The 3,947-nt window shown below is 74.2% G+C and carries 4 protein-coding genes and 1 pseudogene; 4 read left to right on the top strand and 1 reads right to left on the bottom strand.

Annotated features, from left to right (window positions below; translation table 11 throughout):
• The 3 genes from ABZT49_RS28450 to ABZT49_RS28460 form a co-directional block, all read left to right on the top strand.
• Nucleotides 1-254 (top strand): peptidoglycan-binding domain-containing protein (locus ABZT49_RS28450; protein ID WP_355291132.1); only part of this gene is annotated, 254 nt, incomplete at its 5' end.
• Between the two features lie 56 nt (nt 255-310).
• On the top strand, nt 311-766 hold the full coding sequence (locus ABZT49_RS28455) for a DUF2243 domain-containing protein (protein ID WP_355291133.1): 456 nt from the start codon (nt 311-313) through the stop codon (nt 764-766).
• Nucleotides 766-915 carry a hypothetical protein gene (locus ABZT49_RS28460; RefSeq protein ID WP_355291135.1) on the top strand — a complete coding sequence of 50 codons (150 nt, stop codon included), beginning with the start codon at nt 766-768 and terminating at the stop codon, nt 913-915. The genes ABZT49_RS28455 and ABZT49_RS28460 overlap by 1 nt, the downstream gene beginning before the upstream one ends.
• A 4-nt stretch (nt 916-919) precedes the next feature.
• Here the strand turns inward: ABZT49_RS28460 and ABZT49_RS28465 are convergent, their stop codons facing one another.
• Entirely contained in the window at nt 920-2,422 is a 1,503-nt protein-coding gene (locus ABZT49_RS28465) for an NAD(P)/FAD-dependent oxidoreductase (RefSeq protein WP_355291137.1), read from the bottom strand.
• A 262-nt stretch (nt 2,423-2,684) separates the two neighbouring features.
• Between ABZT49_RS28465 and ABZT49_RS28470 the strand changes: the two are divergent.
• Nucleotides 2,685-3,947 (top strand): annotated as a pseudogene (locus ABZT49_RS28470) (hypothetical protein); the annotation flags it as partial.

Below are 3,947 nucleotides of genomic sequence, written 5' to 3' on the forward strand. Positions count from 1 at the left end.
CCGCCGCACCACCCCCGCCGCCGCGGAACGAGGCCGCGCTGCAGCCGGAGGAGTGGCGGCAGATCCAGCAGGCGCTGGCCCGGTCGGGACATTTCGCCGGCAAAGCCGACGGCCGACCGGGGGAGGGGACCCGGGCCGCGATCGCGCGGTATCAGCGCGGGCTCGGCGCGCAGGCCACCGGCCGCCTCACCTCGGCGCAGATCGACCGGCTCCTCCCGCCCCGCCCGGTCAAGGGACCGATGGCGGCGCGGTGACGCGCCGGCGCCGAAGCGCCCCCGGAACGGATGCAGTTGCGTGCCGTTCGCCCCGCATGACCGCGCTTCCCCGACCCCGGCACGACCTGTGGCCCGGACTCCTGATCGGCCTCGGCCTCGGCGGCTTCTTCGACGGGATCGTGCTGCACCAAGTGCTGCAATGGCACCACATGCTGAGCAGCTGGTACCCGATCACCTCGCTCGACGCGTTGGAGCTGAACACCCGCTGGGACGGTTATTTCCACAGCGCCACCTACGTGTTCGTGGTGCTCGGCGTGTTCGGCCTGTGGCGCCGGGGCGGTCCTTACGACGGCCGGGTGCTTGCCGGCGCGGTGCTGCTCGGCTGGGCGGCGTTCAACCTCGTGGAGGGCGTAGTCGACCACCAGATCCTCGGGGTGCACCACGTCAACGAGACGGTGCCGCGGGCGGCCTGGGCCTGGTGGGATGCCAGCTTCCTCGCCTGGGGCGCCGCCATGGCGCTGGCGGGCGGCCTCCTGGTGCGGGGGCGGTGATGCGGCGCGCGGCGCTGCCGTGGATCCTCCTCGCGCTGGCGCTCACGGCCGCGACGGTGCCGGTCTGGGGACGCTGGGTCGCCGGGTTCGACCCGACGCTGGACGAGCTGCTGAGCCTGCGGTGCGCGCCGGCTCAGACCCCATCGTGACGGCTCACGCCACCTTGCGCGGCACCATCCGCTCGCTCACCAGGGCCTGCCGCGCCCCCGACGGCCCGGCCTCGGCGTATTCGGCATCCTCGTTGACGTTCCACACGTCGTAGCGGCGCTCGCCGAGAAGAATGTTCCGCGCCGTCAGCATCGCGGTCATCATCGCGTGGTCCTGGTTGTTGTACTTGTGCATCCCGTTGCGGCCGACGAGGTGGAGAGTCGGGTAGCTCCCCTCGAGGTCCCGGCGGATCGTCGCCACGTGGGCGCGGTAGGCGTCGTCGTAGACCGGATAGGCCTTGGGCTGGCGCACCACGCAGGCATCGACCACGCTCGCCGGATCGACGAGGCCGATCAGGCCGATCTCGCGGCGAGCGAGCGCGATCAACTCGGAATCCGGCGCGTTCCACAGGCCGTCGCCCTCGAAGCAGAAATATTCGAGGCCGAGGCAGGTATAGGAATCGTCCGGCACCATCTCGGGCGACCAGGAGCGGAAGTTCTGCACCCGGCCGACCTTCACCGCCGGGTCGTGGACGTAGATCCAGTTGTCCGGGAAGCTGTCCTTGGCCTTCGCGATCAGCGCCACGGTGACGAAGTCGCGGTAGCGCAGGGAGCGGGCCTGGAAGGTGCTCAAGGGGGCCGGGCGGATGGCGCCGACGAGCTCGCGGATCGGGGCCGAGGAGACGACGTTGCGGGCCGTGAAAGTCTCGCGCCCGCCGCCCTCGCGCCGGGCGCTCACCGTCCACAGCTTGGTGGCGGAATCGTAGGACAGCCCGTCGACCCGCCGGTCGAGCAGGACCCTCCCGCCATTGCGCTGGATCGCGTTGGCGGCGGCGTCCCACATCATGCCGGGGCCGCGGCGGGGATAGCGGAATGACTCGATCAGGGTCTTGATCACCGGGCCATCGTTGGACGCCGGCCGGTGCAGCCCGAGGGAGCGCTTCAGCCCGTCGCGGATCGCCGCGCCGAGGTCGAGGCCCTTGATGCGCTGGGCCGCCCAATCGGCCGAGATGTCGTCGCAGGATAGGCCCCACACCTTCTCGGTGTAGGTCTTGAAGAAGATCGAGAACAGCCGCTCGCCGAACTGGTTGCGGACCCAGTCGTGAAAGCTCCGCGGCTCAGGAATTGGCCGCGCCCGGGCCCAGAGATAGGAGGCGACGCAGAGCCCGCTCTCGATGAGGCCGAGGTTGCGCAGGGCCTCGAAGGCCTTGAGCGGGTAGGCGTAGGTCTTGCCCTTGTAGTAGATTCGCGACAGCCGTGGCCGCTCGATGAAGTCGTCGGGCAGGATCTCGTTCCAGAGATCGACCACCTCCTGCGACTTCGAGAAGAAGCGGTGGCCGCCGATGTCGAACAGGAAGCCCTTGTACTCCACGGTGCGGCTGATGCCGCCGACCTGGGTCGCGTCGCGCTCCAGCACCACCACGTCGCGGCCGGCCTTCGCCAGCATGTAGCCGGTGGTCAGGCCCGCCGGTCCTCCGCCGATCACCAGCGTCTCGGTGTGAAGGCTCATCGCTGGGGCAACTCCGGGGCCGGCACGGCCGCTTGGGGTGGGTCCCTGGGACCGGTCTCTTCCCGAGCTTTATCGTCGGGATGGTAAAGATCCGCTCAACCGGCCCCGCTCAGTACACCTCGCAAAACTCCCGCCGCGCTGTTGCTGCCGCAGCCAGCCGCGACGGTGACCGGGAGTTTCGTGAGAGACACTAACCGGGGGGTAACGGCGCCCGTGCGACCCCGGGCCCACCCGGATCTCATCCAGGCCAGGATCCCGCGCCATGCTCGCCGCCTTGCTCCCCCAGGCCCGGTCCGGAATGCGGGCGGTGCAAGCCTCTTCCCAGGTCTCCCCCTTCGAGCGCCCGGCGCTCGTCTGGCTCCTCGTTCTCGCCGGCGCCGTCGGCTTCACGGCCTGGGCCGGAACCGGGGCGATCCTGCGCGACCTGCGCCTGCCGGACACCGACGACGTGATGCGGCTCGTCCAGGTGCGCGATCTCCTCGCCGGCCAATCCTGGTTCGACCTCGCGCAAGCCCGCCACGTCGGTGCGCCGCCGATGCACTGGTCGCGCCTCGTCGACGCGCCGATCGCCGGCCTGATCCTGCTGGCCCGGCCCTTCGCGGGGGCGGCCCTGGCCGAGGGGATCGCCGCGGTGGCCTGGCCGCTCGTGCTGCTCGGCCTCTACGCGGCGATCCTCTACCGCGGGGTGCGCCGCCTCTTCGGATGGCGCGCCGCGGCCTTCGCGCTGTTTGCCGCCACGCAATCGGTCGTCGTCAGCGGCCTGTTCGCCCCGGGGCGGATCGACCACCACAACGTCCAGATCTGCGCGATCGTCGCCCTGGCCCTGAGCCTCGCCCGCTCGGACATGACCCTTCGGGACGGCGTGCGCGCCGGCGCGCTCGCGGCCCTCTCCCTGGCGGTCGGGCTCGAGGCGCTGCCGTTCATCGCGCTCGCCGGCCTCGTCCTCGCCGGCCTGTGGCTGCGGGCCGGGCGCGCCGCGCTGCCGCCCTTCCTCGGCTTCGGCCTCGCCCTCGGGCTCGTCGCCCCGGCGCTGTTCCTCGTCCAGACCGCGCCGGCGTCATGGAGCGCCACCGCCTGCGACGCCCTCTCGCCGCCCTGGCTCTGGCTCGCGGCCTCGGCCGGGCTCACGGCCGGAGCGGCCGGCCCGGGGCCGGGGGGCGGGAGGGGGGGGCCGGGGGGGGCGGGGGGGGGGGGGGGGGTGCCGGGGGGGGGGCGGGGGGGCGGGGGGGGGGGGCCCGCCGGGGGGGGGGGGGGGGGGTGGTGGGGGGGGGGGGGGCGGGCCCGGGGGGGGGGGGGGGCGGGGCGGCCGGGGGGGGGGGGGGGGGGGGGGGGGGGGGGGCGGGCCGGGCGGGGGGGCCGGGGGGGGGGGGGGGGGGGGGGGGGGGGGGGGGTGGGGGAGGGGGGGGGGGGGGGGGGGGGGGGGGCGGGGGCGGCGGGGGGGGGGGGGGGGGGGGGGGGGGGGGGGGGGGGGGGGGGGGGGGGGGGGGGGGGGGGGGGGGGGGGGGGGGGGGGGGGGGGGGGGGGG

This window comes from Methylobacterium sp. EM32 (assembly GCF_040593685.1).
In the GTDB taxonomy this organism is placed as follows: domain Bacteria; phylum Pseudomonadota; class Alphaproteobacteria; order Rhizobiales; family Beijerinckiaceae; genus Methylobacterium.